Origin of the sequence: Nonomuraea ferruginea (assembly GCF_039540635.1) — a bacterium.
Taxonomy (GTDB): Bacteria; Actinomycetota; Actinomycetes; order Streptosporangiales; family Streptosporangiaceae; genus Nonomuraea; species Nonomuraea ferruginea.
The window spans coordinates 223,499-249,113 of record NZ_BAABFD010000010.1; the positions used below are offsets into that span (position 1 = coordinate 223,499).

General features: G+C 71.2%; 23 protein-coding genes and 1 pseudogene. 10 read left to right on the top strand and 14 right to left on the bottom strand.

From position 1 onward, the window contains the following. Positions 1-143 precede the first annotated feature (143 nt). Positions 144-362, top strand: a complete 219-nt coding sequence (locus ABD999_RS20475) for a hypothetical protein (protein WP_148033053.1) — start codon at positions 144-146, stop codon at positions 360-362. Between the two features lie 99 nt (positions 363-461). Here the strand turns inward: ABD999_RS20475 and ABD999_RS20480 are convergent, their stop codons facing one another. From ABD999_RS20480 to ABD999_RS20505, 6 genes are read right to left on the bottom strand one after another with little or no spacing between them, the layout of a single operon-like run. Continuing rightward, positions 462-1,682, bottom strand: a complete 1,221-nt coding sequence (locus ABD999_RS20480; protein ID WP_271277332.1) for a cytochrome P450 family protein — start codon at positions 1,680-1,682, stop codon at positions 462-464. Next, positions 1,586-2,911, bottom strand: coding sequence for a cytochrome P450 (locus ABD999_RS20485; RefSeq protein ID WP_187281286.1), 1,326 nt, complete (start codon positions 2,909-2,911; stop codon positions 1,586-1,588). Before ABD999_RS20485 ends, ABD999_RS20480 begins: the two co-directional genes overlap by 97 nt. Continuing rightward, entirely contained in the window at positions 2,908-3,486 is a 579-nt protein-coding gene (locus ABD999_RS20490; RefSeq protein WP_271277331.1) for a GTP-binding protein, read from the bottom strand. The genes ABD999_RS20485 and ABD999_RS20490 overlap by 4 nt, the downstream gene beginning before the upstream one ends. Next, positions 3,467-3,817 (bottom strand): DUF742 domain-containing protein, encoded by a 351-nt coding sequence (locus ABD999_RS20495; RefSeq protein WP_148033056.1) that lies wholly within the window; start codon positions 3,815-3,817, stop codon positions 3,467-3,469. Before ABD999_RS20495 ends, ABD999_RS20490 begins: the two co-directional genes overlap by 20 nt. Then, positions 3,814-4,221, bottom strand: a complete 408-nt coding sequence (locus ABD999_RS20500) for a roadblock/LC7 domain-containing protein (RefSeq protein WP_219546228.1) — start codon at positions 4,219-4,221, stop codon at positions 3,814-3,816. Before ABD999_RS20500 ends, ABD999_RS20495 begins: the two co-directional genes overlap by 4 nt. A 55-nt stretch (positions 4,222-4,276) precedes the next feature. Then, entirely contained in the window at positions 4,277-5,773 is a 1,497-nt protein-coding gene (locus ABD999_RS20505; RefSeq protein WP_271277330.1) for an ATP-binding protein, read from the bottom strand. Positions 5,774-6,738: 965 nt separating this feature from the next. On the opposite strand from ABD999_RS20505, the gene ABD999_RS20510 reads away from it, so the two are divergent. Next, positions 6,739-7,155, top strand: a complete 417-nt coding sequence (locus ABD999_RS20510) for a DUF7144 family membrane protein (RefSeq protein ID WP_271277329.1) — start codon at positions 6,739-6,741, stop codon at positions 7,153-7,155. A gap of 165 nt (positions 7,156-7,320) precedes the next feature. On the opposite strand, the gene ABD999_RS20515 is transcribed toward ABD999_RS20510, so the two are convergent. From ABD999_RS20515 to ABD999_RS20525, 3 genes are all read right to left on the bottom strand, one after another. Further along, a complete protein-coding gene (locus ABD999_RS20515; RefSeq protein ID WP_148033060.1) occupies positions 7,321-7,692 on the bottom strand; it encodes a helix-turn-helix domain-containing protein in 372 nt (123 codons plus the stop codon). A gap of 592 nt (positions 7,693-8,284) precedes the next feature. Next, positions 8,285-9,526 carry an NAD(P)-binding domain-containing protein gene (locus tag ABD999_RS20520; RefSeq protein WP_148033061.1) on the bottom strand — a complete coding sequence of 414 codons (1,242 nt, stop codon included), beginning with the start codon at positions 9,524-9,526 and terminating at the stop codon, positions 8,285-8,287. Between the two features lie 10 nt (positions 9,527-9,536). After that, positions 9,537-10,085, bottom strand: coding sequence for an OsmC family protein (locus ABD999_RS20525; RefSeq protein WP_148033062.1), 549 nt, complete (start codon positions 10,083-10,085; stop codon positions 9,537-9,539). An 80-nt stretch (positions 10,086-10,165) separates the two neighbouring features. Here ABD999_RS20525 and metX point away from each other — a divergent pair, with 80 nt between their 5' ends. The 5 genes from metX to ABD999_RS20550 all read left to right on the top strand — a co-directional run bounded on the left by metX (position 10,166) and on the right by ABD999_RS20550 (position 17,635). Next, entirely contained in the window at positions 10,166-11,386 is a 1,221-nt protein-coding gene (metX, locus tag ABD999_RS20530; RefSeq protein WP_271277328.1) for a homoserine O-acetyltransferase MetX, read from the top strand. 19 nt (positions 11,387-11,405) lie between these two features. After that, complete coding sequence (locus tag ABD999_RS20535; RefSeq protein WP_148033064.1) at positions 11,406-12,743, top strand: O-acetylhomoserine aminocarboxypropyltransferase/cysteine synthase family protein; 1,338 nt, start codon at positions 11,406-11,408, stop codon at positions 12,741-12,743. Further along, a complete protein-coding gene (locus ABD999_RS20540; RefSeq protein ID WP_271277327.1) occupies positions 12,740-13,222 on the top strand; it encodes a CoA-binding protein in 483 nt (160 codons plus the stop codon). The genes ABD999_RS20535 and ABD999_RS20540 overlap by 4 nt, the downstream gene beginning before the upstream one ends. Before the next feature lie 304 nt (positions 13,223-13,526). After that, positions 13,527-14,912, top strand: a complete 1,386-nt coding sequence (locus ABD999_RS20545; protein ID WP_271277326.1) for a glycoside hydrolase family 43 protein — start codon at positions 13,527-13,529, stop codon at positions 14,910-14,912. Then, positions 14,909-17,635 (top strand): beta-L-arabinofuranosidase domain-containing protein, encoded by a 2,727-nt coding sequence (locus ABD999_RS20550; RefSeq protein WP_271277325.1) that lies wholly within the window; start codon positions 14,909-14,911, stop codon positions 17,633-17,635. The genes ABD999_RS20545 and ABD999_RS20550 overlap by 4 nt, the downstream gene beginning before the upstream one ends. A 3-nt stretch (positions 17,636-17,638) precedes the next feature. On the opposite strand, the gene ABD999_RS20555 is transcribed toward ABD999_RS20550, so the two are convergent. Continuing rightward, positions 17,639-17,917, bottom strand: a complete 279-nt coding sequence (locus ABD999_RS20555) for a cation:proton antiporter regulatory subunit (RefSeq protein ID WP_271277324.1) — start codon at positions 17,915-17,917, stop codon at positions 17,639-17,641. Between the two features lie 20 nt (positions 17,918-17,937). Next, entirely contained in the window at positions 17,938-18,531 is a 594-nt protein-coding gene (locus tag ABD999_RS20560; RefSeq protein WP_271277323.1) for an SPFH domain-containing protein, read from the bottom strand. A gap of 322 nt (positions 18,532-18,853) precedes the next feature. Between ABD999_RS20560 and ABD999_RS20565 the strand changes: the two genes are divergently transcribed. Next, complete coding sequence (locus ABD999_RS20565; RefSeq protein ID WP_271277322.1) at positions 18,854-19,927, top strand: glycosyltransferase family 2 protein; 1,074 nt, start codon at positions 18,854-18,856, stop codon at positions 19,925-19,927. On the opposite strand, the pseudogene ABD999_RS20570 reads toward ABD999_RS20565, so the two are convergent. Then, a pseudogene (locus ABD999_RS20570) lies at positions 19,891-20,013 on the bottom strand (hypothetical protein); the annotation flags it as partial. The gene ABD999_RS20565 and the pseudogene ABD999_RS20570 overlap by 37 nt on opposite strands. Before the next feature lie 85 nt (positions 20,014-20,098). Between ABD999_RS20570 and ABD999_RS20575 the strand changes: the two are divergent. Together ABD999_RS20575 and ABD999_RS20580 are read left to right on the top strand one after the other, a co-directional pair. Further along, entirely contained in the window at positions 20,099-21,145 is a 1,047-nt protein-coding gene (locus ABD999_RS20575; protein ID WP_271277321.1) for an iron-containing redox enzyme family protein, read from the top strand. Between the two features lie 105 nt (positions 21,146-21,250). Further along, positions 21,251-22,159 carry a glycoside hydrolase family 16 protein gene (locus ABD999_RS20580; protein WP_271277320.1) on the top strand — a complete coding sequence of 303 codons (909 nt, stop codon included), beginning with the start codon at positions 21,251-21,253 and terminating at the stop codon, positions 22,157-22,159. Positions 22,160-22,222: 63 nt separating this feature from the next. Here the strand turns inward: ABD999_RS20580 and ABD999_RS20585 are convergent, their stop codons facing one another. Beyond that, positions 22,223-24,961 carry an NACHT domain-containing protein gene (locus ABD999_RS20585; protein ID WP_271277319.1) on the bottom strand — a complete coding sequence of 913 codons (2,739 nt, stop codon included), beginning with the start codon at positions 24,959-24,961 and terminating at the stop codon, positions 22,223-22,225. Beyond that, positions 24,958-25,611, bottom strand: a complete 654-nt coding sequence (locus ABD999_RS20590; protein ID WP_148033072.1) for a hypothetical protein — start codon at positions 25,609-25,611, stop codon at positions 24,958-24,960. The genes ABD999_RS20585 and ABD999_RS20590 overlap by 4 nt, the downstream gene beginning before the upstream one ends. Positions 25,612-25,615 lie beyond the last annotated feature (4 nt).

The following is a 25,615-nucleotide window of genomic DNA, read 5'->3' on the forward strand; positions in this document are numbered from 1 at the left end:
GCAGTAAACACCCGCGCAACCTCGGGTTAACGCCGTGAAAGTTTCATCCTCTTGCCCCGGCCGATTCGACGTGACAATCTTTCCAACGCCGGGTTGGTGATAATGTCCACCGTGATGATCACCCCCCAGTCGCAGGAGGACGAATGCGAAAGGCACGCGCTGTTCTCGTCTCGGCCGTCATGGTCCTCGGAGTGTCGCTGACGATCGGCGCCGCCCCGGCGCACGCCGAAAGGCTGGCAGGCGTCTTCAGGGACTACTCGGAGTGCCAGCGGATCGGCAGCCACGGCATAAACCAGGGCTGGTGGGACGACTATTCATGCGAGTGGGAAGGCCGTTACCGCTACTACTTCCTCTACGCGTGACACCGTGAGCCGCGCGCACCCCCGGGGCTGAGGGGCCGGACCGGGGGGCGCGTGTGTCTCACCGTTCTTCCTGCCGGTCGCGAGGCCGGCCGGTGCCGGTCAGCGGTGCAGCAGGATCGGCAGGCGGGCCCAGCCGTGCGCGATGAAGGACGGCACGTGGGGCAGCTCGCTCTCGTCCACGGCCAGCCGGAGGTCCGGGAAGCGGGCGAACAACGCGGGCAGGGCGGTGAGCGCCTCCAGCCGGGCGAGCGGAGCCCCGATGCAGCGGTGCACGCCGATGCCGAAGGCCAGGTGCTCGTCGCGTTCCTTGGTCGGGTCGAACCGGTCGGCGTCCGGGCCGTGCTGGTCGGGGTCGTGCCCGGCCGCCAGGTAGCTGGTGATGATCGCGTCGCCCGCCTCGATCCGTACGCCGCCGATCTCGATCGGCTCGATGGCGAAGCGCAGCGGCAGGTTGGCGATCGACGGCGTCCAGCGCAGCGTCTCCTCGACCACCGCGTCCCAGGAGACCTCTCCCGACAGGACCCGCTGCAGGTGGTCCGGATGGGTGAGCAGGGCGTGCACCGCGTTGCCGATCAGGTTGACGGTGGTCTCGTGCCCGGCCGCGATGAGGAGCAGCAGGGTGTCACGCAGCTCGTCGTCGGTGAGCGAGTCGCCGCTGTCGCGGACGTTGATCAGCTCGGTGGTCAGGTCGTCGCCCGGGTGCTCGCGCTTGTGGGCGACCAGGGCGGGCAGCACGGTGCCGATCCGGACGGCCGTGGCAGCCGCCTGCTCCGGGGTGGCGGTGGTGTCCATGATGGCCTCCATCACCTGGGCCATCTCCTCCCGCATGCCCTCGGGGACGCCGAACAGCTCGCAGATCACCCGCATCGGCAGCGGGTGGGCGTAGGCGGCGCGGAGGTCGACGGCCTGGCCCCGGGGCTGCGCGGCCATGGTGTCCAGCAGTTCCGCGACGATGTCCTCGACGATCGGCTGCATGGCCTTGGTACGGCGCGCGGTGAAGCTCGGGGCGATCAGCTTGCGCAGCCGCCGGTGCTCCTCGCCGTAGGCGCTGAGCATGTTGGACACGCCGATCCAGGTCATGATCCAGGTCCAGCCCGGCTCGGCGAGCGCCTGGGGCAGCAGCCGCCAGTGCCGCTTGTCCTTGCTGACCAGCGGATCGAGGATGAGCTGCTTGAGCAGGTCGTGCCGGGTCACCGCCCAGGCCGGGATGCCTCCCGCGAGCTCTACGAGGACCAGGGCGCCGAGGTCGCGTAGTCGGCGGACCTCGCCGGGGAGGTCGGAGCCGAAGGGATCGAGGACGACGGGGGCCGCATTGCCCACGGGGATTCTCCTGGCTGGTCGGGACGGATCGGGGTGAAGCGCACCGGCAGGTGCGCCAGCGCGCGATGGAACGGGCCGGGCCGCCACGACAGCTCGTCGCGGGGGACGGTCAGTTCGAGGTCGCACAGGTGAGAGGTCAGGCGTTCGATCGCGGTCATCGCGATGAGCACGGCCGGGTCGCTGGCCGGGCAGCGGTGCGACCCGGCGCCGAAGCCCAGGTACGCGCCGCCGTCGGAGCGCAGTTCCTCGGGGATGCCGGTGGGCTCGGTGTTGGCCGCGGCGTAGGAGACGAGGACCAGCTCGGCCGGCTGGATCCAGGTGCCGTGGAAGTGCACGGGCTGGAGCGTGAAGTACGGGCCGTAGTTCGCCATGGCGGGCTCGGCGCGCAGGGCTTCCATGAGGGCGTCGTACGTGCTGAGCGCGCCGTTGGTGAGCGAGCTGTAGTAGCGGTCGTCGCTGACCATCCGGGAGATCGTGTTGGAGATCAGGTTGGCCATGGGGTCGTAGGTGGCGGCCGTCACCAGCACGAGGGTCTCCGCCAGCTCGTCGGTCCGCAGCATGGCCGGATGGTCCATGAACCAGGAGGTCAGGTCGTCGCCCCGCTGGGCGTGCTTGGCCTGGATCAGCTCGCCGATGTAGCGGCTGAACGCCTCGCTGCCCCGCGCGCCCGTCTCGCCGTCGGCCTCCATCATGTCCGACAGGGCCTGGACCAGGCCTTCGCTGTCGGAGTCGGGCCGCCCGAAGAGCAGGTTGAAGACGCGGGCCGGGATGAGCCGGGCGAAGTCGGCGACCAGGTCGGCCTCGCCCTTCGTGGCGAACCGGCCGATGAGCGAATCCGACACCTCGGTCACCAGCTGGCGCAGCTTGTGCGGCTGGATCTGCTGGAAGCAGTCGGCGATCACCTTGCGGTAGCGGGCGTGCTCGGCGCCGTCGGAGAACAGCGCGTTCGGCCGGTAGCCGAGCATCGCGATCACCCCGCCGGTCTCCGGGGTCTCGGGGAGCCGCGCCTGCCAGGCGCCGGAGTTCTTGCTCCAGAAGCCGCCGGCGTTGGTCAGCACGTCCAGGGCGGCCCGGTAGCCGATCACCAGGTGGGCCTCGACGCCCGGGGCGATCTCCACGGGCGCGACCGCGCCGTGCCGCGCGCGCAGCTCCGCGTAGACGGCCTGCGGGTCTCTGGCGTACTCGGGCCCGTACAGGCGCCCGGCGTCGGGCATGTAGCGCAGGGTCATGACAACACCAGCTCTCTGACGTGCTCCACCAGCGCGATCAGCGAGGCGCGGGCGGAGGCGGGGTCGCGGGCGTCGCACACCATCAGCGGCGTGCGCGGGTCCAGGTCGAGCGCCTGGCGCACGGACTCCAGCGGGTAGTCCGGCGAGTCGGGGAAGTGGTTGACGGCCACGGCGTAGCGGATGCCGGAGTTCTCCACCAGGTCGAGCACGGCGAAGCTCTCGTCGATGCGGCGGGTGTCGGCCAGCACCAGGACCCCCAGCGCGCCGCGTACCAGCTCGTCCCACAGGACCTGGAAGCGGGTCTGTCCCGGCGCCCCGAACAGGTAGAGCACGACGCCCGGCAGGGTGAGGCGGCCGAAGTCGATCGCGGTGGTCGTGGTCGTCTTCTCGTTCACGCCGGTGAGGTCGTCGACCAGCGTGCCCGCCTGGGTGAGCACCTCTTCGGTGTTGAGGGGCTTGATCTCCGAGAGCGCGCCCACGATGGTCGTCTTGCCCACCCCGAACGGCCCTGCGATGACCAGTTTGACCGGGATGTGCTCGGCGCTGACGCGACTGTCAGAGAGCGCGGAGGCCATTGAGTACCAACTCCAAGATCTCGATGTCGGGCAGGTCGGTGGCCGGCGGATCGCGGGTCAGCAGCGTTCCGCCGCCGACCAGCCCGGCGACCAGCAACCGCACCACGCAGTAGGGCAGGCCCAGGTGCGCGGCGCACTCGTACACCGACAACGGCCCGTCCCGCAGCAGGGCCAGCAGATGCGAGCCCGGAGGGTCCAGCCCGTTGGTGGCGGCGTCGGGCGCGATGTAGACCAGGGTCGTCCGCTGGACGCTGATGTGCTCGGGCACGGTCAGTCTCGCGGCGGCCATGTAGTCCGGGACGACCCGCCGCCGTTGTCGTCCTGAGGTCATGTCCGCACGCCCTGCACCCTGGCCGCGCTGGCCTCGTCGAGAGCCTTGATCAGCTTCTGCACCTGCAGCTGCACCTCGTAGGCCAGCGCGCCGACGTTGACCGCCCCGGTGGCGGCGACGACGATGGCGGCGCGGTCGCCGGCCGGGGCGATGTAGTAGTAGCCGCTGTCGGCCGAGATGACGATGTCCACCACCCCGCCTTCGGAGCCGCCGCTGAGGCCGTCGCACAGGGCGCGGGCGGCCCCCAGCACGGAGCTCGTCATGGCGGCGGCGCGCTCGCCGGTCTCGGTCGTCACGTCGGCCGAACCGCCGAGGATCAGCCCGTCACGGCTCAGCACCACGCCTCGCGTGACCCCGGGCAGCGCCATCAGGGGCGACAGGACCCAGGACACGTCGAGGGACAACGCGCGTCCCTTGGTCGGAACACGGCCAGAAGCGCTGTGAGCGTCCATGGAACGGTCAATTCCCTTCGGTGATGTCGTGCTGCTGGGTCGGGAGCGCTTCGCGGCGGCCCGCTTCGGCTCCGATCTGGAAGTCCCCCCACCGCTTCTGGGCAGCCTCCGGGGTGGTGAGCACCTTGCCGTCGGGGCCCTGGGAACCGCCCGCGCCGGGCCGGGGGCCGGACGCGGGGCGCGGCGGCGACTGGCGGCGACGCTGCGGCAGCGGGGCCAGGTCCTCTCCTGTCTGTTGCCGCGTCTCCGCCGCGGGCTCGGTCCGCGCGAACGAGGCGACGGGCGCCGACGCCACGGGCTCCGGCCGGAAGGCGGGGGCCGCGGCGCGGACCGGCTCGGGCGCCAGCACCGACGGCCGGCTGTGCTCCGGCATCTCCACGAGCAGGGCGGTGGGGATGTTCAGCACGGCCTGCACGCCGCCGAAGGCGCTCTTCTTGACCGTGACCTGCAGGCCGTAGTGCGCGACCTGGCGGCCGATGGCGGCCCAGCCGGTGTGGGGCGGGTTGCCCAGGTCGACGAGGCGGGCCGGCTGGGTGCCGCTCAGCAGGCGGGTGGCGCGGGCGTACTGCTCCTCGTTGAGTCCGACACCGGCGTCGTCGATGACGATGGCGGCGCCGTTGTTGGTCTCGTGCACGGCGATGGTCACCTTGAGCGTGCCGTAGGAGTGGTGGACCGCGTTGGCCAGCAGCTCGGCGGTGATGAACAGGATCGACTCCGCGGCGCGGGCGGCGACCCCGATCCGGCGGCGCAGGTGGTTGGCGGGGCCCTCGATGCGCTGCTCGAAGTTCTCCACCCGGGAGATGGCGCCCACCATCAGGTCCACCAGGTAGGTGTCGTCACGCGACAGGCCGGGCGTGGCGCCGCACGCGATGCCGGTCACCTGGACGCGGCGGATGATCAATTCGTTGAACATGTCGAGTCCCAGCACCTCGCGCAGGAGCGCGGTGTGCTCGTCGCCGCTGTAGCGCTGTTGCACACCGGCGAGCAGGTCCTGGGCGCGCAGCGCCTGGGTCTGCACGCGGGACATCGCGCCCCTGATGACCGCCTGGGCCGCTTCGTCGATACGCTCGCCCTCCTCTCTGACGCCGCGGGTGAACGCGTCGAGGAGGGCGCGGTGCTGCCTGTCGACGTCCGTGCCCGCGAGCGCCTGGTGCTGCACGCCGGGCACGATCACGTGCGGGCTGCGCAGGTGGGACAGCAGGGCGGGGACGCGCTTGGTGATCAGGTGCTCGGTCTCGGCGCGGACGAGCTCCTGCTGGGCGCGGGCCTCGCGCAGCAGCTCCGCGCTCTCCTGGGCCTGGCGCTCCGCGTGGGCCAGCCGCTGCTCGGTGGCGCTGGTCTCGCGCGTCCGGTGTTCGTGTTCCTGGCGGGCCTGGGCGAGCTGCCCGCGGGCCTGGGCGAGATCGCGGCGTACGCGCACGTGGTGGAGGAGGACGCCCACGAGGGCCAGGGCGAGGACCAGGGCGATGATCGCTGCGGGAACGCTGAAGGAGTCTGGCGGCATGACAAGTCCTGGGGTCGAGGAGAGCCGGCGGAAAGATGTCGACCGCCGAAGAGTTTGCTAGCGGCGCGTGGGGTTCTCGCGCGGCGTCCGGCCTGGACCGCGTCGGCGTTGACCGAGCCCTTCCGCGACGTGGGCACGGCTGCGTGCCCGGTGCGGCTCTGCCTGAGGCAGGGCGGGGCCAAGCGACATGTGCATCCTCAGTCTCAGTCGAACGACGGCCAACAGGGAAACCAGTATTCCCGCTTGGTCACGATAGTCAACCGTGTGTAAGGTCTTCAGTGCATTCCGTCGCGCAAATTGTCCCGATTTGTTCCGATTGCGGTGGCGTCGGGACTATTGGGCGCAGGGCACGCCGACCCCATGGAACCGGACCCCTCCCCCGTCCCCTCCGGCCGGCACCGCCTGACGCGGGCCGTCCGGGTGGTCCGCGGCGGCCGGCCTCACCCTCCAGGCCGGGGAGATCGCCTTCGTCGGCCTGTTCGCCGAGGAGATCGGGCCTTCAGGCGAGCAGCTCGACCGCGCCGAGGCGGCCTGAGCGGGGGTTCGGCCGGTCGATGCCCTCCGTCAGAGGGAACGCGATCCCCTTTTCTCACCCGTACGATCACCATAAATGGATAAAGAAGTCCCATGGGGAAGGTGTTCCACTTCGACCCGGGCAACGCCCATTTTGAACACCTTTGGAGAAATGCGGGCGAAAGGCGAAGGTTCTGAACAGAAGAACCGAATAGGGTGTCTTTAGGTACACGCCTGAGCTGCCCGAATCGCTGAATCACCGGGAGACAGCGCCCGGACGAATTCGGCGCACAGGCGGGGCCGCGCAAGCGGGCCACCTCGCAAGCTCTGCCGTGCGAAGGGAGCCGGCAATGACCAATCCACGCTACGCACGACCGCAGGAGACGTCCCGAGGTCAGGTGCCTCCACAAGCCCGTCAGGAAACGCCGCAACAGGCGCCTGCCCGGCCCACGATGGAGGCGCCCCAGCCGACCGGCTGGGTCGGCTGGGTGGCACTCGCCGGCATCGGGATGATGATCCTGGGATGCTTCCAGGCCTTCATGGGTCTGGTGGGGATCTTCAACACCGACTTCTACGTCGTCACCGCCAACAACCTGGCGATCCCCGTCAACTACACGGCCTGGGGATGGTTCCACCTGGCCATGGGTGTGATCGTCTTCCTCGCCGGCGCCGCGATCATGACGGGCAAGACCTGGGGGCGAGTGGTCGGCATCACCCTCGCCGCCCTCCAGGCGCTCGTCAACTTCGCCTGGCTGCCCGCGTACCCGGTCTGGTCGACGATCGTCATCGCCTTCGACGTCCTCGTCATCTACGCGCTGGCCGTCCACGGGAGGGAGATGAAGGCGTTCGACCGCGGCGCTGTCCCATAGGACGCTGATCGAGGAATCGGCGCTGCTTCGGCGGCGCCGATTTCTCGCGGCCGTCGTCGGGCAACGGTCCAGCGCGAGCCAGGATGCCACGGTGGTTCCCCTCGGGAGGGATGGCCTGGTCAGCGCGGTCGGAGACCAGGCCGCAGGGTTGGCGAAGCCGCCGCGTCAGTCTCCGGTCTTGCGCTCGCGTTCGTACGCGGCGTTGATGCGCAGCGCCTCGGCGAGCTGGTCTTCCAGGACGATGATCCGGCAGGCGGCTTCCACGGGGGTGCCCTGGTCGACGAGTTCCCTGGCACGGGCCGCGAGGCGCAGCTGGTAGCGGGAGTAGCGGCGGTGGCCTCCGCTGGAGCGTCTCGGCTCGATCAGCTTGGCGGTGCCGAGGGCCCGCAGGAACGTGGGGGTGACACCGAGCATCTCGGCTGCCGCACCCATGCTGTAGGCGGGGTAGTCCTCATCCTCGAACCGGTCGTCGGCCTCGTGTGTGACGCTGCCCGCGGTGCCGCCCGGGCGGGCGCCGGGTGTGTGGGTTTGATCCATAGATGCCTTTCATCATGCGAACAAGGGCCCCGGCGCCTGTATGCGCCGGGGCCCGAAGAGGTTCAACACCATCTACCGGCCATTCGGCCGGCCTACTGTATTCCGCATCCGCCCTGATGTGCGGCGGTGATGCGGGGATCGCGAATGCGTGACCGTAGACCACCTTCCAATCTTGTGGAACTGCGGCACCCGTCCGGCGGGACTCAGCCGGCGACGGGCGATCCTTCGATGGCGTTCAACACTCCCTTCCTCAACTTGCCGGACTGACTGTCCACTTCCACTTCGGCAGCGCGTCCACGATCAGGACCCCTTACCACTGCGTTGGCCCATCACGTCCGACCTTCTGCCTTCACCTACTCAAACCTCGTCACGGGCAGTTCGTCGTGTTGCGGTAACTCTTCTGCTGCCCGGCGGATCCGTTCCTTTCGATGACAGGAACTCTAGCGCGTACGTCTTCGGATGTCTACTACGGCGAACATAGATTTTCGGTTCCAGGCCTCCGCCCCGGCCGGGTACCTGGAAAGGGCGTCGGACGCCGTGCGGGCTGATGCGACGGAGCCGGCGAGGCCGGGGTCCTCGCCGGAAACAGGGCTCAGCTACGTACGGCCAGGTCCTGGGCGAGATGGCCGATGACGTCGCGGGCGTCGTCCTCGATGCCGTTGATGAAGGTGGATCTGCGCCGCCGCAGCATGGGCAGGCCCAGCGCGTACAGTCCCGGGCTGTCGACCACGCCGCCGTCGTGGCGCAGCCGGCCCTTCTCGTCGACCACGGGCACGTCCAGCCAGCCGTAATCGGGCCGGAAACCCGTCGCCCACACGATCGTGCGGATCTCGCCGCTGTTCAGATCGAGCTGCAGGCGCGCCGACTCGGGCACCCGGGTCGGCTCGAAGCTCTCGGGCGGGCCGACCTCGGCCTCGCGGCCGGACGTGCGCGCCCACGCGTCGAAGCCGTCGAGCAGGCGCCTCATCTTGAGGTCCGCGAGCGAGAACACGTTGCGCAGGCCGCCGGAGAACAGCGCGCGGCCGTCGCGCACGGCCGCCCAGCGGCCCACCAGCTCGACGCCCATCGCGGTGAGCGCGTTGAGGTCGAGCGTCGCGCGTTCGGGGGTGCCGACGAGCTGGGGCGAGGGCAGCCGCCTGGCCCGCGTGAGATCGTCGACCTCGTCGTAGCGCTGGTCCCACACGCCGGAGGCGTCCATCCACCACAGCACGTCGCGCCCGCGGTAGGTGCGGGGCAGCCGCACGTGCTCGCCCACCGAGAGGATCACCGGCCGGCCCGACCTGCGCAGCTCGGCGGCCAGTTGCACGCCGGTGGCCGACGCGCCCACGACGAGCACGCCGCCGTCGGGGAGCTGACCGGGTTCGCGGTAGCCGAACGGCGTCAGCTGCCGCACGGAGGACGGCACCGCCTCGCTGAACTTGGGCACCACCGGCTGGTTGCAGGCGCCGCTGGCGATGACGACCGCCCGGCAGCCGATCTCGCCGTGGTCCGTCGTCACGTCGTATCCGCCGTCGGTCCGCCGGACGGACGTGACGTTGGTGCTCGTTCGTACGGGAGCGCCCGAGAGCACGGCGAAACGCTCGATGAACTCGGTCACCTCCCCCATGGTCATGTAGCCGTCGGGGTCCGGGCCCTCGTAGCCGAGGCCGGGCAGGCGGCTCTGCCAGTTGGGGGTGAGCAGGCGGAAGGAGTCCCAGCGCTCGCGCCGCCAGGAGTTCGCCACCTCGCCGCGCTCCAGCACGACATGATCGATCGAACGGTCGCCGAGGAAGCGGCTCGCCGCGAGGCCCGCGTGCCCCGCCCCGATGACGACCGTTGTGACACGCTCGCTGATGACTCGGCCCTCAGGCGACTTCGACGGTGACGTCTGTCGGGTTGGTGATGGCGTCGAACACGGCCGAGCGCTTCTGCGACTGGGCCACCAGCGCCTCGATGTCCTGCTTCGAGGCGTCCGCGTCGATGTTGAAGGTCACCTTGATGTCGGTGAAGCCGTTGCGGACGTCGGCGTCGGCGCCGAGGATCCCGCGGATGTCGTGCTTGCCTTCGAGCGTCGCCTCGACCGAGCGCAGCTGGATGCCGCGGTTCTGCGCGACGGACGCGACGCCCGCCGTCAGGCAGCTGGCCAGGCCGACGAGGAGGTACTCGATCGGCGTGATGCCGTTGTCCTCGGCCGCGAAGACGTCAGGGTGGTCGGCGTCGAACACCGCTTCGTTCTTGTGGGTCTGCTCCTGCCCCAGACCGAAGAACTCCTTGACGGTGGTGGTGCTGTGGACGCCGTTCTGCCACTTGGAGGACGCCCGCCAGACGAACTGCGCGGCCTCCGGCGCGGTCTTCAGCACCTCGCGCGCGTCCAGCAGCGCCTGCACGTTCACTCCGTTGGCGACAGTCGTCATGTCCCGCACCCTTCGGCTACTTCCTGTACTTCCAGTAGGTATTTGACCATACACCCACGGTGGCGGCTACCATAGCTCCCATGTCACAGCCAGCCTCGACGCTCGCGGCCGGCATGGCCGGCACGGCCGGCACCGTGGAAACCCAGTATCTCGACCTGCCGCAGCCTGTCCCCCTCGACTGCGGCAGAGATCTGCACCCGGTGCGCGTAGCGTATGAGACCTACGGAGTCCTCTCGCCCCAGCGCGACAACGTCATCCTCGTGTGCCACGCGCTCAGCGGCGACGCCCACGCCGCCGGCCTGGCCAAGGTGCCGTCCGAGGAGAGCACCCGCGACGGGTTCGGGGCCGCCGACCGCGACGGCGCCGCCGGCAAGGGGCTCGGCTGGTGGGACGGGATGATCGGCCCCGGCAAGGCCTTCGACACCGACCGCTTCTTCGTCATCTGCACCAACCTGCTCGGCGGCTGCGGCGGCACGACGGGCCCGTCGTCCATCGACCCGGCGACGGGCAGGCCGTACGGGGCGGACTTCCCCGTGATCACGGTGGCGGACATGGTACGGACCCAGCGCGCGTTCCTGGACGTCCTGGGCATCGAGCGGCTCGCGGCGGTGGCCGGGGGCTCGCTCGGCGGGATGCAGGCCATGGAGTGGGCGGTCATGTACCCCGACCAGGTCGACGCCGTCGTGGCGATCGCCAGCACGCACGCGCTCCACCCGCAGGGCATGGCCTGGAACGCGATCGCGCGTGACTCGATCATGCGCGACCCCGCCTGGCAGGGCGGCCACTACTACGGCACGGGCCGGGCGCCCGACGGCGGCATGGGCGTGGCCAGGATGGTCGGCCACATCACCTACCTGTCCGCGCCGGCGCTCGACGACAAGTTCGGCCGGCGGCTGCAGTTCGCCGACGACCTCCGCTACACGATCACCGAGCCGGAGTTCGAGGTGGAGAGCTACCTGCGCCACCAGGCCGGCTCGTTCGTCAAGCGCTTCGACGCCAACACCTACCTCTACGTCTCGCGCGCGCTGACGTACTTCGACCTCGCGCGGCAGCACGGCGGCGGATCGCTGACGCGGGCGCTCGAAGGCGTCGCCGCGCGGACGCTGCTGATCGCCTTCAGCTCCGACTGGCTCTACCCGCCGAAGGCGTCGGAGGAGGTCGCGCGGGCGCTGCGCGACCTCGGCAAGCCGGTCGAGTTCGAGGTGATCGAGGCACCGTACGGCCACGACTGCTTCCTGCTCGAAGAAGCGCGCCAGACTCCCATGATCCGCCGGTTCCTGGCTCAGGGCGGGACCGGATGACGTCGAAGAAGAGGCCTTCGTGACCGACCAGTTTTCCCGTGCCGAACAAGCCCGCGAGTTCGGGTTCGAGACCCGGCAGCTGCACGCCGGGCAGCGGCCGGACCCGAACACCGGCGCCCGCGCGGTGCCGATCTTCCAGACGACCAGCTACGTCTTCGAAGATCCCGAGTCCGCGGCGGCGTACTTCAACCTGCAGGAGTACGGCAACACCTACTCGCGCATCATGAACCCCACCGTCGCGGTGTTCGAGGAGCGGGTGGCGAACCTGGAGGGCGGCTGCGGCGCGGTGGCGTTCGCCAGCGGGATCGCCGCGCAGGCGGCCGCGCTCTTCACGCTGCTGGAGCCGGGCGACCACGTCGTCTCGTCCTCGGCGCTGTACGGCGGGACGGTCAACCAGTTCAAGCACCTGCTGCGCAAGATGAACGTGGAGCTGACCTGGGTCGATCCGGACGATCCCGACGCGTGGCGCCAGGCGGTGCGCCCGAACACGAAGGCGTTCTTCGGCGAGACGATCGGCAACCCCGCCGGCAACGTGCTGGACATCGAGACCGTGGCGGCCATCGCGCACGAGCACGGGCTTCCGCTGATCGTGGACAACACGTTCGCGACGCCTTACCTGTGCCGCCCGATCCAGTGGGGCGCCGACATCGTGATCCACTCGGCGACCAAGTTCATCGGCGGCCACGGCACGAGCATCGGCGGCGTGGTCGTCGAGTCCGGCGCGTTCGACTGGTCCAACGGGCGGTTCCCGGTGGTGGCGGACCCGTCTCCGGCCTACCACGGCCTGCGTTTCCACGAGACGTTCGGCACGTACGGCTATCTGATGAAGCTGCGCGCGGAGACCCTGCGCGACCTCGGGGCGGCGCTCTCGCCGTTCAACGCCTTCCTGTTCCTGCAAGGGCTGGAGACCCTGTCGCTGCGGATGGACCGCCACGTCGAGAACGCGCGGGCGGTCGCGGCGTTCCTGGAGTCGCACGAGTTGGTCTCCAACGTGAGCTATGCCGGCCTGCCTGGCAGCAGATACCGGCCGCTGGTGGAGAAGTACCTCCCGCGCGGCGCCGGCGCGGTGTTCTCCTTCGACTGCGCGGGCGGCCGGGAGGGCGGGCAGAGCCTGATCGGCGGGCTGACGCTCTGGTCGCACCTGGCGAACGTCGGCGACGCGAAGAGCCTGGTCATCCACCCCGCGAGCACGACGCACCGCCAGCTCGGCGACGCCGAGCTGCGGGCGGCCGGCGTCGGGCCGGGCACGGTGCGGCTGTCGGTCGGCACCGAGTCCGTCGAGGACCTGATCTGGGATCTGGAGCAGGGGTTCGCCCGCGTCGCCAAGGCGATCGGGGAGAAGGAGGAGACGGCATGACCGAGCTCGGGCGTTACCAGGACCCGCTGACGATCCAGCGCGTGCTCCACGCCACCAGGTCGATCGCGATCGTGGGCCTGTCCGGCAACGAGCTGCGGGCCAGCTACTTCGTCGGCTACTACCTCAAGCGGCACGGCTACCAGGTGATCCCGGTGAACCCCCGGGAGAAGGAGATCCTCGGGGAGACCTGCTACCCGAGCCTGCGCGACGTACCCGTCCCGGTCGACCTGGTGAACGTCTTCCGCGCGCCGGACGCGCTACCCGCCATCGCCGAGGAGGCCGTGGCGATCGGCGCCGCCGCCCTGTGGTGCCAGTTCGGCGTGATCAACGAAGAGGGCGCGCGGATCGCCGAGGACGGCGGCGTGACCGTGATCATGGACCGCTGCATCAAGGTCGAGCACGCGCGCTACGTGGGCCGGATGCACTGGCTCGGCTTCAACACCCAGCGCATCACGTCCGTCCGCGCCGGGCTCCAGTAGTCACGCGCTCCGCCGGGTCGTCCCGTCGCGAACGCGACGGGCTCGGCGACGGCGGCCGCCGGTGAAAGTTTCACGTCGTGGACGCTATAGCGCGGTCTGCTGGACCGTGAAACTCCAGATGCGGGCGCTTCGGGGGCAGGTCCGCACCGCCGGTACGGATCGCCCCCGTTGACGTGAGGGCGGGGTGTCGGATGTACTCCGCGACGACGCACCCACCGGAGCAGGCCATGTGGTTCGGCGGAAAGAAATGGTAGCGCTAACACGCGCTGTGGCCGCCCGCTCCGACCTAGCCAAGGAGCCCTGGATGTCCCTGAGCCGCAGGCAGTTCGGCAAGGCCGCCCTGGCGTCGGCCGCGCTGGCGGCCACCGGTGTGGCCGGTTTTCCCCGCGCGGCGCAGGCGGCCGGCACCGCCTACGTGTTCGCGTACTTCACCGAGTCCCCCAACCAGTCGGCCGCCGACTACGGCCTGCACCTCGCGGTCAGCCGGGACGGCCTGAACTGGGCGCCGCTCAACCAGAACAACCCCGTCGCGACTCCGACCGCCGGGCAGCAGGGCCTGCGCGACCCCCAGATCCACCGCAAGCTCGACGGCGCCTTCGTGGTGATCGCCACCGACCTGAAGGGCCTCGACTTCGGCACGACCAGTCAGTATCTGCACGTCTGGGACTCGGCCGACCTGACCGCCTTCACCGGCTACCGGCGGCTGCGCATGCACACCACCAGCGGCCACACCTGGGCGCCCACGGTATTCCGCGACGCCTCGCGGGGCCAGTACGGCATCGTCTACTCGTTCAACACCGGGGGCCGGGACATCCTGGCGGTCAACTACACCAGCGACTTCCAGTCGGTCAGCGCCCAGCAGCCGTTCTTCAGCCCCGCCTTCAACGTGCTCGACGGGGACATCGTCGTCGACGGCGGCACGACGTACCTCTACTACAAGAACCTCAACGACGGGAACCTCTACGGCGCCCGCTCGGCCACGGGACAGCCGAACAGCTTCACCACGTACACCGGCGGCCTGCGGATGGGCAACGCGATCGAGGCGCCGCTGCTGCAGAAGACCAACGAAGGCGGCTGGCGGCTGTGGGGCGACTCCTTCAGCCCGGTCAACAACGACTACTACCTGTGGTCGTCGTCGAACATCGGCGCCGGCGCGTGGACGGCGGCCAGTCAGCGGGACTACACCCCGCCGCTGAACTCCAAGCACGGCTCGATCGCCTCGATCACCGACGCCGAGTACAACGCGATGGTCGCGCGGTGGGGGCTGCCGAACTGGGTGCGGCTGAAGTCGTACAACTTCCCCGACTATTTCGTCCGGCACGCCGACCGGGTGGGGCGCATCGACCCCTACCCGTTCGACCCGCACCAGGATCAGTTGTGGCGGATGGTGCCGGGGCTGGCCGATCCGGCCGGGGTCTCGTTCCAGTCGGTGAACGTGCCGGGCGACTACCTGCGGCACAGCAACTACGCGGTCCGGCTCGACCCCGACGACGGCTCGTCCGTGTTCCGCGCCGACGCCACCTTCCACCGCGTGGCCGGGCTGGCGGACGGCGGCTGGTCGTCGTTCCGGTCGCACAACTTCCCGACCCACCACCTGCGGCACCAGGGGTACGTGCTGCGCATCGACCCGGTCAGCTCCTCGTCGAGCGCCACCGACCGCCAGGACGCGACCTTCCGGGTGGCCTCATGAGCGAGATCAGCCGCCGCCGGCTCTTCCAGGCCACGGGTGCCGCCGTCGCGCTCTCGGCCGCCGGCCAGGTGGCCGGCGCCTCCCCCGCGTCCGCGGCCGCGCTGCCGTGGGCCAGATCCGACATCGGCGTCTCGGCCTACGCCTTCGACCTCGGCCAGGTCCGGCTGACCTCCGGGCGCTGGCTGGACAACCAGAACCGGACCCTGAACTACCTGCGCTTCGTCGACGTCGACCGGCTGCTGTACGTCTTCCGGGCCAACCACCGCCTGCCGACCGGCGGCGCCGCGGCCAACGGCGGCTGGGACGCGCCCGGCTTCCCGTTCCGGTCGCACATGCAGGGCCACTTCCTGACGGCGTGGGCGCAGGCCTACGCCGTGCTCGGCGACACCACCTGCCGGGACAAGGCCGTCTACATGGTCACCGAGCTGGCCCGGTGCCAGGCCAACAACGCCGCCGCCGGGTTCACGGCCGGTTATCTGTCGGGCTTCCCCGAGTCCGACATCACCGCTGTGGAGAACCGCACGCTGGCCAACGGCAACGTCCCGTACTACTGCATTCACAAGACGCTGGCCGGGCTGCTGGACGTGTGGCGGCTGATCGGCGACACCCGGGCCAGGACCGTGCTGCTCGCCCTGGCGGGATGGGTGGACACCCGCACCTCGCGGCTCGGCGCGAGCCAGCTGCAGGCCATGCTCGGCACCGAGTTCGGCGGCATGAACGCGGTGCTGACCGACCTGTACCAGATGACCGGCGACTCCCGGTGGCTGACCACGGCCCAGCGGTTCGACCACGCGGCCGTGTTCAACCCGCTGGCCGCGGGCCAGGACCAGCTCAACGGGCTGCACGCCAACACGCAGGTGCCCAAGTGGATCGGGGCGGCCCGCGAGTACAAGGCGACCGGCACCACCCGTTACCGCGACATCGCCGCGAACGCCTGGTCGATCACCGTCGGCGCGCACACGTACGCGAACGGCTCCAACAGCCAGGCCGAGCACTTCCGCGCCCCGAACGCGATCGCCGCCCACCTGACCAGGGACACCGGCGAGGCGTGCAACACCTACAACATGCTGAAGCTGACCCGGGAGCTGTGGCTGCTGTCGCCCACCCGGGCCGACTACTTCGACTACTACGAGAACGCCCTGCTCAACCATCTGATCGGGCAGCAGAACCCGGCCGACGCGCGCGGGCACGTCACGTACTTCACCCCGCTCAACCCCGGCGGGCGCCGGGGCGTCGGCCCGGCCTGGGGCGGCGGCACCTGGAGCACGGACTACGACTCCTTCTGGTGCTGCCAGGGCACCGGCATCGAGACCAACACCAAGCTGATGGACTCGATCTACTTCTACGACGGCACCACGCTGTTCGTGAACCTGTTCGCGCCCTCCACGCTCGACTGGAGCCAGCGCGGCATCACGGTCACCCAGACGACCTCATACCCGGTCGGCGACACCACGTCGCTGCGGGTCACCGGCGAGGTCGGCGGGACGTGGACGATGCGCGTCCGCATCCCGGCCTGGACCCAGGACGCGACGATCAGCGTCAACGGGGTGCAGCAGAACATCCCTGTCACCCCGGGCAGCTACGCCGGCCTCACCCGGTCGTGGGCGCCGGGCGACACCGTGACCGTGCGGCTGCCCATGCGGGTGGTCATGAAGGCCGCCAACGACAACCCCGGCCTGCAGGCCGTCACCTACGGCCCGGTCGTGCTGTCGGGCGACTACGGCAACACCGGCCTGTCGTCCGCCCCGGTCCTGGTCCCCTCGTCGATCACCCGTACGAGCACCTCGTCCCTGGCCTTCACGGCGACGGCCGGCGGGGCGACGGTGCGGCTGGGGCCGTTCCACGACGCGCACGGCCACAACTACGTCGTCTACTGGAACACCGGCGGTCAGGGCGGCACCGGCTCCGGCTTCCGGCTGCTCAACGCCGCCAGCGGGCTGGTCCTCGGCATCCAGGACATGTCCACCGCCGACGGCGCCCCGGCGCTCCAGTGGACCGACAACGGCACCGCCGACCACGACTGGGTCCCGATCGTCGACGGCGACGCCCTGCGGTTCCGCAACGCGCACAGCGGCAAGGTGCTCGGGGTCGAGAACATGTCGGCCGCCGACAACGCCCGGGTGGTCCAGTGGGACGACAACGGCACCGCCGACCACCGCTGGACGGTCACCGACACCGGCGACGGCTCGGTCAAGATCCGCAACGTCCACAGCGGCAAGCTGCTCGGCGTGCAGAACGGCTCGACGGCCAACGGCGCCCCGGTGGTCCAGGACTCCGACAACGGCGGCGCGGACAACCGGTGGCGGTTCGTGCCGAGCGGCGCCCGGCGCGTCCAGAACGTGGCCACCGGGATGGTGCTCGGCGTCACCGGCATGTCCACGGCCGACGGCGCGCTCGTCGTCCAGTGGGGCGACACCGGCACCGCCGACCACCTGTGGACGGCGGTCGTCGACACGGGCGGCTACCTGCGGCTGCGCAACGGCCACAGCCAGAAGGTGCTGGGCGTGGAGGACATGGGCACCGCCTCCGGGTCGCGCGTCCTGCAGTGGGCCGACAACGGCACGGCCGACCACCGCTGGCGGCTGCGCCCCGGGCCGGGGGCCGCCTTCCGCATCCAGTGCGCCAACGGCGGCCGGGTCCTCGGCCTCGCCGGGACGTCCCAGGGCGCGCAGGTCGTGCTCGCCGACGAGGGAGCGGGCAACACCCTCTGGAGGTTCCTCTGAGGGCTACGCGGCGGCGGCCAGGCGGCGTTCCACGGCGGCCAGGCGGCGTTCGACCTCGGTCAGCCGGTCTGCCGTGGGGCGGCCGCGCAGCAGGTCGGCGAGCTGGTCGGCCTCCTGCTGTTCGAGCTCCACGGTGTGCGCGGGCGTGTCGGGGTCCGCTTCGTCGTAGAGCAGGAGGGTGCGTCCGGCGGGAGTGACGATGACGGCGAGGTGGTCTCCCCGCCGGGTGTCGGTGTGATGGACGGTCCCGATGCCGGGGATGGTGTTGCTCGTGATCTTCATGGGTCTCCTTCCCTGTGACGTCATGCGGGCAGGCTCTCCTGCCGCCGGTCGCCCCTGCCCCACGCGATCAGATCGGCGCTGAGCGGGACCTGGATGTCGGTGATGTCGAGCAGCGTGACGCGGATGCCCCACTGCCGGGTCGTCTCGCTGACCTGGCCGGCCAGGTCGGCGCCCGCGCCGGCGACCAGGGCGGGGAGTTCGGCCAGGTCGCGCCGGGCGATCTCGCGCCGCAGCACGTTCTCGGCGACGATCGTGGTGGCCGTCAGCGGGCCTTCCACCGCCGTCGCGAAGCGGACCGGGTCCTCGACGGCCGCCATGACGCCGGCCCGCACCCGCACGCTCACGCCGTCGCGGGTGACGGCCTCCTTGCCGAACACGTCCAGCCCCGCCGTGCGCAGCGACACTCGTACGTCGCGCTCCAGGATCGGCCAGACGACCACGAGCCCCGGCCCTCGGACCCCCGTCACGCGGCCCAGCCTGCGCACCACCAGCCGCTCGTCCTCGCCGACGACGCGCACCACCCGGGCGATAAGCGCGGCGAGGAGCAGGAGGCCCAGCAGGAGCCACACGGCCGGCGCCTGCCACGTGACCGTCTGACCGTCCAGCGCGAACATGCCCTCATCCCCTGTCGACCTGGCTCGTCGTCGGCGCGAACCTCGTCACTTGGAGGAAATTCGAGCAATCGGGTCCGCTCACTTACCAGTTTGGCCCAGGAACAGGAATCCGGCTATCGGGGCCGGCACCCATTTCGCGGGGGAAAGACTATGTAGATTTCCGAATTCCACGGTGTAGCCGCACGTGGGGGCCGGGATTCAAGAGCCGGTCAACTGGTGAGCATTCTAACCTCGATTTATTCCCGGCACGCATCGGCCGTCGTTTCCTGAGGGCCTTCCCGGGTACGGTGCGACCGGCATGAGGGATGGAAGACGGCGCCTGATGGATTACGTGCTCCCGCTGCGCTGGGAGGACGACTCCGGCCTTGAGGAACTGACCGCCTACCTGCGCGCCCTGAGCCGCCGCCTACGGGTCGTCGTGGTCGACGGTTCTCCCGGGCCGCTGTTCGAGCGCCATGCCGCCGCCTGGCGCGGCCTCGTGACGCACGTCCGTCCGGACACCGATCTGCTCCGCGCCAACGGCAAGGTCGGCGGCGTGCTGACCGGCATGCGGCTGGCCCGCGCCGAGCACGTGATCATCGCCGACGACGACGTGCGCTACGACGAGTGGGCCCTGGCCAGGATGGATCGCCTGCTGGACGAGGCCGAGCTGGTCCGGCCGCAGAACTACTTCGCGCGACTGCCCTGGCACGCCCGCTGGGACACCGCCCGCACCCTGCTCAACCGCGGTCTGGGCGCCGACTATCCCGGCACGTTCGGGGTGCGCCGCTCGTTCTTCGCCCGGATGGGCGGCTACGACGGTGACGTGCTGTTCGAGAATCTCGAACTCATCCGTACCGTACGCGCGCACGGCGGCCGGGAGCTGCGCCCGCTTGATCTCTACGTCCGGCGCCTGCCGCCCGACGCCGCCCGCTTCTGGAGCCAGCGCGTCCGGCAGGCGTACGACGACCTGGCGCAGCCCGGCCGCATGGCGCTGTTCCTGTCCGTGCTGCCGGGGCTGGCCTTCTGCCTGCTGCGCCACCGGTATGTCCTGCCCGTGGCGGGCGCCGTACTGGCCGTGGGGGTGGCGGAGGCGGGGCGGCGCAGGGCGGGCGGGCGGCGCGTCTTCCCGGGCACGTCGGCGCTGTTCGCCCCGGTCTGGATCGTGGAGCGGGCGACGTGCGCCTGGCTCGCGGTCGGGGCCGCCGTGTGCGGCGGCGTGCCGTACGCCGGGCGCAGGCTCCGCCGGGCGGCCCATTCCGTACGGTGGCTGCGTCAGGCCGGGGCCTCGCGCTCGCTGGGCGCCCGGAAGCCGGCCACCTTGTGCGAGCCGTCGCAGAACGGCTTGACCGACGAGAAGCCGCACCGGCACAGCGCGACCGTCGCCCGCCCCGCCGGGATCGGCACGCCGTCCTGAGTCACCAGCTCGAACGGCCCCCGGATCAGCAGGGGCCCGTCCTCGCAAGGCGTCACCGTCACCACGTCATCTCCCTGATGCGACATCCCACCCCTCTTCCCGGCGGAACAGCGGGGACACCCGGGTTTCGCGCGTCGGTCCCCGGGCAGTTCCGGGCGAGAAGGGGGACTCGTGACAGCGGTTGATGCCAGGAGGGCCAGGAGGGAAGGTCGCGGCGCCACCGGGCGGGAGCCGGCCACGAGGCTGCCCGCTCCGCGCGGGCCGGTCACCGCGACGCTCTTCGACCGCCTGACCCGTCCGCCGGACGACAGCCCGATCCCGCTGGACGTCACCGGCGCCGAGCTGGGCGACGACGACTTCCAGCTCGCCCTGTTCGCCTGCTACGAGCTGCACTACCAGGGCTTCGACGACGTGGACGAGCGCTGGGAGTGGGCGCCGCCGCTGCTGGCCGCGCGCATGGAGCTGGAGCGGCGCTTCGAGGAGACGCTCGCGGCGGCCGTGCCCCGGCCGCCGCTCGACGGGCCGGTCGAGGTACGCCGGGCGCTCAGGGAGCTGACCGCCGACGACGACGGCCCCTCCCTGTCCGCCTTCCTGTCCCGCCGGGCCGGCCTGGAGCAGTTCCGCGAGTTCGTCATCCACCGGTCGATCTACCACCTCAAGGAGGCGGACCCGCACACCTGGGCGATCCCCCGCCTCCGTGGCCGGCCGAAGGCCGCGCTGGTGGAGATCCAGGCCGACGAGTACGGCGGCGGCCGGGCCGAGCGCATGCACTCCGAGCTGTTCCGCGCCACCATGCGCGGCCTCGGCCTGGACGACTCCTACGGCGCCTACCTCGGCCGCGTGCCGGGCATCACGCTGGCCATCTCCAACGCCATGTCCCTGTTCGGCCTGCACCGGCGGCTGCGCGGCGCCCTGATCGGGCATCTCGCCGCGCTGGAGATGACCTCCTCCCTGCCCAACCGCCGCTACGCCATCGGGCTGCGCAGGCTCGGCGGCGACGACACCGCCGCACTCTTCTACGACGAGCACGTGCAGGCCGACGCCGTGCACGAGCAGATCGCCTGCCACGACCTGTGCGAGAACTTCGCCGCCGAACACCCGTGGCTGGCCGGGGACGTCCTGTACGGGGCGGCGTGCGCGCTGCGGCTGGAACGCCTGTGGGCCGAGTACATCCTCGGCCGCTGGGACGCGGGGCTGACGTCGTTGCGGCATCCCTGACGGGGGCTCGCCGATCTTCGTCACGTGAGGCATACTGTTGCCGCCCTAACAGTGATCATTGACTCATGTGCGGGCATCCTGTGGCGGAACCGGCAAAGGAAACAGATGTCTGATCATGGCGTCGACCGGCGTAGATTTCTGACCGTCTCCGGCCTGGCCCTGGGGGTGGCGGCCTTGCCCACCGGCGCGACGGCCGCGACCCCGTCCCCTTCTCCCGCCCGTGCCGAGACGTGGGAGAACATCATCGAGAAGTCGTCCTTCGACAGCTGGACGGCCTTCGACCGGGAGTGGAACCGCCTCTATCCCTGGGGAGGCGACGACGACACCCACAACGGCGCCGCCCGGATGCACGCCGACCAAATCTCACTCTCCGGGGGCGTGCTGACCCTGAAGGCGACCCGGCTGGCCACGGCCGACGGGACCAGCCCGCACAAGCCGTACGCCCCGCTGTGGTACCGCTCCGGCGCCATCCACGCCAAGGAACAGATCATCGTCAACGACCAGTTCCCCGAGTACGACATCGAGGGCGAGTTCAGCGCCCAGACCGGGCCGGGCATCTGGCCGGCGTTCTGGACGACCGGGGAATGGCCGGCGTGGCCGCCGGAGACCGACATCCTGGAGTACGTGGGCGACTCCACCAACCTCTTCAACACCTGGAACAAGACCTCCAGCGGCGATGAGGGCGAGGAGGCCGGCGACGACTACTTCGTCACGCGGGAGCGGGTGCCCGTCGCGGACCCGGCCGCCTGGCACAAGTACCGGGTCTGGATGTACAAAGACGGCGACGACGTCGGGCTGGACTACTACCTCGACGGCTCCTGGGTGGCCACCCACAAGGGCGAGAACTGGGCCGGCGTCCCGCAGTACCTCATCATCAACCTGCAGATGGGCTCGTACGCGTCCGGCCTGGACGGGCCCGGCGACCCCGGCTGGAACCAGCAGCTGCCGGGCCCCACCGGCGACACCCACCTCCGTGCCCGCAACGTCTGGGTGGGCCGCACCCGCGCCTGGTGACAGGCCGCCGTTCCGGAACTCCCCGCGTGTCGGATCTTCGCCCCGCGCCGGCAGGCTCCGGCGTCATCTGTCGCCGGGAGTCAGGAAGTCCTGGAGCTCGCGGTGCCGGAACTGGTACGTGGCGCCGCTGACGCGCAGCAGGTTGGCCTCGCAGGCCCAGTCGAGAAAGGCCCACAGCCGCAGCGGCAGCAGGCCCCGCGCGGCCGCGACGGCCAGGCCGATCATGGTGCGGGCCCAGGCGATCGCGCCGAAGGCCAGGCCGAAGGTCACGCCGCCGACGAGTGCGCACAGCAGCGACTCGGCGACGTCGTGGTTCATGAGGAACACCAGGAAGGCCGCGACGCCGCCGATGAGGCCGAAGGCCAGCCCGATGACCGCGTTGCGGTGCAGGGCCTCTCGCGGGTGGGCCAGCTCCGCGTCCTTGCTCCAGCCCCCGGTGGCGATCGTGAAGACGACCCCGAGCGCGAAGGCGAGGACGAAGGCGGCGGCCACCCCCGCGGCCAGCGGCAGCGGACCGGCGCCGGCCAGCCGCAGCGGCGGCAGGCCGGTGAGCGCGCCGCACAGCCCGAAGCCCAGCAGGGTGAGGGGTTCGGCGCGGATCGCCTCCGGCACGGTCATACGCTCGGCTCCCGGACGACCGGCCGCCGTCAGCCCGATCACGGCGCCCAGCACCAGTCCCCCCGTGCCCCCGGCGACGACCGCGAAGCCTGGACCGAAGGCTCTTCCCCCGGTCAGCGCGAGCCCGGTCAGCCCTCCGAGCACGCCGACGGGCACTCCCGCCAGTGCGCCCACCAGACCGCCGGTGACCCGGCGCCGTCGCGGCACCCCCGTCCGCCCACCGGCGGCGGCCGGCCACGGCGCCAGCGACAGCACGGTGGCGATGCCCACCCAGCCCGCCATCAGCGCCAGAGTGAGCGACTGATCCGGCAGCTCACCGGCCGCCGAGCCCGTCCAGAACGCCAGCATCGCGATCACCGCGAACACCACACACCCCAGACTGTGCAGCACCCGCACCCGCCGCCGCCCCCCGATCGGCCACAACAGATGAGGCACAAGATCGATCGCCGTCAACCCAGGCGACATCCGCCCCACCCGCCCACCCAGGCGTGGGCCAAGGCCGGGCACCGACCCGCCCACCCCAGCAGCGCCACCCACTTGCCCGCGCGGGTGAGGGCCAAGGCCGGGCGGCGGCCCGTCCGCCTCCGCACCGCGACCCGCTTGCCCGCGCAGGTGAGCGCTGAGACCGGACGTCGGTCCGTCCGCCTTGGCACCGCGACCCGCTTGCCTGCGCGGGCGGAGGCCAAGGCCAGGCACCGCCGCATCCAGCCCGGCCTTGCGGGCTAGCTGCCCGCGTAGGTGGGTGAGGAAGCCGGGCCTCGGCCGGTCTGCCTCGGTGGCGAGGGTGGACTGGTCGTGTAGGTGGGCGGCCAGGCGGACGAGCCATGAGCGGACCTGGTCAGGACGGTAAGGGGTGCCGTGGGGGGTGCGGGGTGCCAGGTGGGTGGCCGCAGGCACGTACGCGTCCAGGAGCCTTCCGGCGATCAGTGCCGCTCCGGCGGCGGGGTCGGCGTCCGGGTCGGCGTGGAGCAGGTCGTCGGGGTCGCCGCCGGACTCCACGGCGGTCACGGTCAGCAGCAGCCGCCACGGCGTGGCGAGCGCGGCGTGCACGGCCTCGCCCGCCGGCCCCGACAGCGCCGCGTGGACGGCGTCGCGGTGCGGGGCGAAGGGGTGACCGTCCGGCCAGCGGGCGCGCAGGTAGGTGCCGATCTGCTCGGTGTTGAGGTGTCTCAGCCTGATCAGGGCGGCGTTGTCCAGCCCTGCCCCGGCCGCGCGCAGCTCGGCGTGGCGGTCGGCGCGGCAGGTCACGACGACCGCGCCCGGCCGCCGCCCGGAGAGGTCGCTGTAGCGGTTGAGCTCGGCGAGCAGCCCGATCGCCCGGCGCGGCGGGCCCGACGACGGCTCCGGGTCCAGCTCGTCCAGCCCGTCCACCACCGGCAGCACCAGGCGGTCGCGCACCAGCCGGTGCGCGTCCCTGGCCGCGACCCCGAACTGCTGCGCGAGCTGCTCGGCCAGCCAGGATTCGAACGGCCTGCCCAGGGTCCACCGGGCCGCGTTCAGGCGCACCGGCACCGGCCGGTCCCGGCCGGGTCGTCCCCCCAGCAGGGGTTCCAGCAGTTGCAGCACCAGCTCGACGGCGAGCACCGTCTTGCCCGCCCCCGACTCCCCCACGACCAGCAGGCGCCGCGGGCGCAGGCCGCCGAAGAACCGGCCGATCGCGTGCAGGTCGTGCGCCGCCCCGCCGCCCGAGGCGTCGTCAGGGCCGAAGGGAAGCGGCGCGAGACTGTAGCCGCCGAGCAGCCCTTTGCGTGCCCGGTCCTCCTCCCGGAGCACGCGCCGGGCCAGCAGCCGGACGGCGGGATCGGGCAGGGGGACGTCGGCGGGGGGCGGCTCGGGTGCGGGGGCGGCCGGTTCGGCCAGGGCCGCCCTGGCCGCCCGCCAGCGTTCGAGCTCGGCGGGGATCAGCTCGGGCGGATGGTCGCAGTAGTGGAAGCAGGCGGTGACGAAGGCCCGGACGAAGTCCCACCGGGGCAGCCTGTCGGTCTGCCGCAGGACGTGCGAGGTCGTGCTCTTCGGCAGGGCGTCGACCTTGGTCCCGTCGGCGGTCGACGTCTGACCGCCGAGGACGCGCAGCCTGCTCAGGGACGGCTCGCCCGCCCACTGCCTGAGCAGGGCCAGCGAGCGTACGAAGTCCGCCGTGCCGGCGGTGCCGGGGCCCGGCGGGCGGGGACGCTCCGCGGTCATCCGTCCCCCGTCCGGACCAGCGACCACGCGAAGCTCGCGCGGCCGCGCCGCGGCCACCGGCCGGCCACGCACCGGCCCTCCAGCGTCTGGACGTGGCGGCACTCCATCAGGAAGTTGCGCGCCTCGTCGGCCTCGACGAGCTCGCGGCCGACGGCGATGGGCACGAACCCGTGGCGGGGGATGTAGACCCATCGGCCCCGGTCCCAGTCGTAGGGGTCGAACCAGCGGTGGCGCACCGTACCCGACACGCGCACCTCCGGCCCGTCCCTGGTCAGGACGAACGACCCGTGCGAGCGCAGCAGGCTCATCCTGCTGACGTAGAACAGCTCCGTGCCGATGAAGGCGTTGATCCGCGCGTCCCAGTGGTCGTGCGACCAGCTCGACCCGCCGTCGGGCAGCAGCCCCGCCTCCCGGGTGAGCTGCCGCTCGAACCGGCGCTGGTTCCTGCGCTCGGCCTTCTCGATCACCCGGAACGAGCGCAGCCACCGCGACGACATCGTCCTGGACGCGCCAGCGCCGTCCATGAAGTGCTCCAGGAAGTCGGACGCGATCGGGTGGACGTCGCGGCCGCCGTCGATGATCGAGCGGAACAGCGCCACCAGCTCGGGGACGGGCCGGTCCGTCCGCCGCCGCAGGCCTCGCAGGAACATGCGC